This window comes from Saccharomonospora halophila 8, assembly GCF_000383775.1.
Classification (GTDB): domain Bacteria; phylum Actinomycetota; class Actinomycetes; order Mycobacteriales; family Pseudonocardiaceae; genus Saccharomonospora; species Saccharomonospora halophila.
Genome location: NZ_KB912503.1, coordinates 30,665 through 35,023 on the forward strand (window position 1 = coordinate 30,665; position 4,359 = coordinate 35,023).

Genomic DNA, 4,359 nt, shown 5'->3' on the forward strand with positions numbered 1-4,359 from the left:
CGCGGCGGTGCCGACCAGGCACCGCCGCGCACCCGGGGGAGGCGCACGAGGTGGCGTCCCCCGGGTGCGCGGGGCGACGGTCACACGTCGTAGTAGAGGGCGAACTCGTACGGGTGCGGACGCAGCCGCAGTGGGTCGATCTCGTTCTCCCGCTTGTACGCGATCCAGCTCTCGATCACGTCCGGGGTGAACACGCCGCCTTCGAGCAGGTAGTCGTGGTCGGCCTCCAGCGTGTCGAGGACGGTGCCGAGGTCGCCGGGGACCTGCTGGACCCCGTGGGCCTCCTCGGGCGGGAGCTCGTAGAGGTCCTTGTCGATCGGCTCCGGCGGCTCGATCTTGTTCCGCACGCCGTCGATACCGGCCATCATCATCGCCGCGAAGGCGAGGTAGGGGTTGCCCGAGGCGTCGGGGCAGCGGAACTCGATGCGCTTGGCCTTCGGGTTGCCGCCGGTGATCGGGATACGCACGCACGCCGAGCGGTTGCGCTGCGAGTACACCAGGCTGACCGGGGCCTCGTAGCCGGGCACCAGCCGGTGGTACGAGTTCACCGTCGGGTTGGTGAACGCCAGCAGGCTCGGGGCGTGGGTGAGGATGCCGCCGATGTAGTGCCGCGCGGTGTCGGACAGGCCCGCGTAGCCCGCCTCGTCGTGGAACAGCGGCGCCCCGTCCTTCCACAGCGACTGGTGGCAGTGCATGCCCGAGCCGTTGTCGCCGAACAGCGGTTTCGGCATGAAGGTCGCGGACTTGCCCGCCTGCCAGGCCACGTTCTTCACGATGTACTTGAACAGCTGCAGGTCGTCGGCGGAGTGCAGCAGCGTGTTGAACTTGTAGTTGATCTCTGCCTGGCCCGCCGTGCCGACCTCGTGGTGGGCCCGCTCCAGGTCGAAGCCGGAGGCGGTCAGGGTGTTGGCGATCTCGTCCCGCAGGTCGGCGAAGTGGTCGACCGGCGGCACGGGGAAGTACCCGCCCTTGAACCGGGTCTTGTACCCGCGGTTGCCGCCCTCCTCGTGCCGGCCGGTGTTCCACCAGCCCTCGACCGAGTCGATCTCATGGAAGCTCGCGTTCTCGGACGAGTCGAAGCGCACCGAGTCGAACAGGTAGAACTCGGCCTCCGGCCCGAAGAACACGGTGTCGGCGATGCCGGACTCGGTGATGTACTGCTCGGCCTTACGGGCGATGTTGCGCGGGTCCCGGCTGTACGGCTCGTGCGTGAACGGGTCGTGCACGAAGAAGTTCAGCGACAGGGTCTTGTTCGTGCGGAACGGGTCGATGCGCGCCGTGGCGGGGTCCGGCAGCAGCAGCATGTCCGACTCGTGGATCGACTGGAAGCCGCGCACGGACGAGCCGTCGAACGCGAGGCCTTCCTCGAAGGTCTTGGCGTCGAAGGCGGAGGCGGGGATGGTGAAGTGCTGCATGACGCCCGGCAGGTCGCAGAACCTCACGTCGACGTAGCGCACGTCCTCGTCGGCGATCTGCCGGAGGACATCGTCTGGAGTAGTGGACACCCTCGGTGGCTCCTTCGTGTTCGAGCGTCGAGCTCGTGCGGCAGTGCTCCGGTGCTCGGGTGCTCTCTTCGGATTGCGGTGCTCTCTTCGGCTCTGTGGGGTTCACGCTAAGCGGGCGGTGTTGCCCGACCGTCACCCGTGTGTTTCGCCGGTGTTAACGGTGGTCCGCCGGGTGTGTGCCCGGCTGGCCAGGAATATCCGGCGCCGTGTCCACCGAATACCCTGGGATGCGTGGCACGATGGACGGGCGAATGGCTTTCGACACTCTCGGACGGTGGGGCGGCGGACGGGCGGGAGCCGTCCCGGTGGCCCGGTGAACGACTCGGGCTCCCCGAGCGGGGACCCCGGTCCGCGGCCGGCGGTGGGCGCCGGTTCGGCACGCTGCTCGTCGACCTCGTGCTGGCGTCGCTGCTGACGGCTCTGTTCTTCCCGCCCGACTACACCGACCCGGACATGATGCGGGCGTACAACCTGTGGTCGCTGGTGATGTGGGCCGTGATCACCGTGGTCCCGGTGACGTTCTCCGGGTTCACCCCGGGGATGGCGCTGTCCGGCATCCGGGTGGCCCGGCTGGACGGCACCGCCACGGTGGGGCTGTGGCGTGCCGTCGTCCGGTGTGTGCTGACCTTCCTCATCGTCCCCCCGGCCGTCCGTGATCAGGACGGCCGCGGCTGGCACGACCGGGTCACCGGCACCGTCGTCGTCATGATGCGCTGACCCGCGCTGGCGACGCTGTGCCCTGACGACGCTGCGCCCTGGCGACGCTGACCTGCCCTCGCGACGCCGTGGCGATCGCCGGGGGACGGGTCAGCGGCGGCGGGCGGATCGCTGGACGTTACGCATCTTCGCGTTCTGCGGCGCGGGGCCCTTCGGCATGGCGGCACCGCCGCGGTTGCCGAGGGCGGACAGCTTCGTCTCGAGCGCGTCGACCTGCTTGGGCTTCAGGTTGCGCGGAAGCTTCATCAGGTGGTTCTGCAGTTTGCGCAGCGGAACCTGGCCCTCCTCGTTGCCGATCTGGACCTCGTAGATCGGCGTCTCCCCCACCAGCCGCGCGATGCGCTTCTTCTCCTGGGTGAGCAGGTTCCGGACACGGTGCGGTGAGCCTTCGCCCACCAGGACCACCCCCGGTCCGCCGAGGACCCGGTGCACGGCGTCGAGCTGGGTCGTCGCGGCGACCGTCTGGGTGACCTTCCACCGGCCGCGCAAGTTGTCGAGCGCCCAGGCGGCGGCACCGGGTTGCCCTTCCGCCCGGCCGTACACGGTCCGCTGTACCCGGCGCCCAAAGATGATCATGGCGGCGAGCGCGCCGAGCATGATGCCGATGGGCAGCAGCCACCACTGGATGCCGATCAGCCAGCCGAGCCCGAAGACGAGCCCCACCACCACGAGGAACGACCCCAGCATCCAGGGGATGAGCGCCTTGTCCTCCTTGCGCTGCATCTTGAACGCCTGGAAGATCTGCCCTCGCCGCTCCTTGGAGGCGGCCCTCTTCGCGCGCTTGGCCTGCTTCGCGGCTTCCTTGTCCTGCTTTCCCGCCATGATTCCCAGAATACGGGCGGTCGGGGGGAGCCCGGTCCGTCGGTCCCCTCTGCGAGGATGCCGAACGTGGCAGGTGTGGTTCGGTCCGACCGGGAGCGGGGTCCGCTCGCCGGTCTCGATCCCGAACAGCGGGCCGCGGCGGGGGCGCCGCGGGGCCCGGTGTGCGTTCTGGCCGGGGCGGGCACCGGGAAGACGCGCACCATCACGCACCGTATCGCCCATCTGGTGCGCGCCGGGCACGTGAGCGCCAACCAGGTGCTCGCGGTGACGTTCACCGCGCGGGCGGCGGGGGAGCTCCGCGACCGGTTGCGCAGGCTCGGGGTCGACGGGGCGCAGGCACGAACCTTCCATGCCGCCGCCCTGCGCCAGCTCCGGTACTTCTGGCCCCGGGTGGTCGGGGACACCCAGTGGGAGCTGCTCGACCACAAGATCCGCCTGGTCGGCAGGGCCGCCGCCACGCTCGACCTGCCCACCGAGGTCGAGGTCGTGCGGGACCTGACGGGTGAGATCGAGTGGGCGAAGGCGAGCCTCGTCGGGCCCGAGGACTACCCGGCGGTGGCCGCGCGGCGGGGGCGCGACGTCGGACATCCCGCGGAGAAGGTCGCGGAGCTGTACCGGACGTACGAGCGCGCGAAGAACGACCGCCGACTGCTGGACTTCGACGATCTCCTGCTGCACACCACGGCTGCGTTGGAGGAACACCGGAGTGTGGCCGAGGAGTTCCGCGAGCGGTACCGCTGCTTCGTGGTCGACGAGTACCAGGACGTCACCCCGGCACAGCAGCGGCTGCTGGACGCGTGGCTCGGCGGCCGGGACGACGTCACCGTGGTCGGCGACGCCAACCAGACCATCTACTCGTTCGGCGGTGCCTCGCCCCGGCCGCTGCTCGACTTCACCCGCCGGTATCCGGACGCCACCGTGGTCCGGCTCGAACGGGACTACCGGTCGAGCCCCCAGGTCGTGTCCCTGGCCAACCGGGTGATCGGTGCGGCCAGGGGCAGGCCCGCAGGCTCCCGGCTGACGCTCGTCGGGCAGCGGCCGGACGGGCCGGAACCGGCGTTCTCCGAACACCCCGACGAGGAGGCCGAGGCGGCCGCCGTCGCGGCGAGGGTCGACGAGCTGATCGGGGCGGGTACGGACGCGGGGGAGGTCGCGGTGCTGTTCCGCGTCAACGCGCAGTCCGAGGCCTACGAGAAGGCGCTGTCCGAGCGCGGTGTCCCGTACGTGGTGCGCGGCGGTGAGCGGTTCTTCGCCCGCACCGAGGTCCGGCGGGCGATGGCGGCGCTGCGCACCGCCGCGTCGCGCGGCTCGGGGG

General features: G+C 70.5%; 4 protein-coding genes. 2 read left to right on the forward strand and 2 right to left on the reverse strand.

Features of this window, described 5'->3' with window-relative positions; translation table 11 throughout:
* Nucleotides 1-80: 80 nt before the first annotated feature.
* Complete coding sequence (gene glnA / locus SACHA_RS0105360) at nucleotides 81-1,505, reverse strand: type I glutamate--ammonia ligase (protein WP_019807764.1); 1,425 nt, start codon at nucleotides 1,503-1,505, stop codon at nucleotides 81-83.
* Nucleotides 1,506-1,736: 231 nt separating this feature from the next.
* Between glnA and SACHA_RS0105365 the strand changes: the two genes are divergently transcribed.
* Complete coding sequence (locus SACHA_RS0105365) at nucleotides 1,737-2,222, forward strand: RDD family protein (protein WP_019807765.1); 486 nt, start codon at nucleotides 1,737-1,739, stop codon at nucleotides 2,220-2,222.
* A 90-nt stretch (nucleotides 2,223-2,312) separates the two neighbouring features.
* On the opposite strand, the gene SACHA_RS0105370 is transcribed toward SACHA_RS0105365, so the two are convergent.
* Nucleotides 2,313-3,044: a DUF4191 domain-containing protein gene (locus SACHA_RS0105370; RefSeq protein ID WP_019807767.1), complete on the reverse strand. Its 732-nt coding sequence runs from the start codon at nucleotides 3,042-3,044 to the stop codon at nucleotides 2,313-2,315.
* Between the two features lie 66 nt (nucleotides 3,045-3,110).
* Between SACHA_RS0105370 and SACHA_RS20430 the strand changes: the two genes are divergently transcribed.
* On the forward strand, nucleotides 3,111-4,359 hold a 1,249-nt coding region (locus tag SACHA_RS20430), incomplete at its 3' end, for an ATP-dependent helicase (protein ID WP_232211813.1).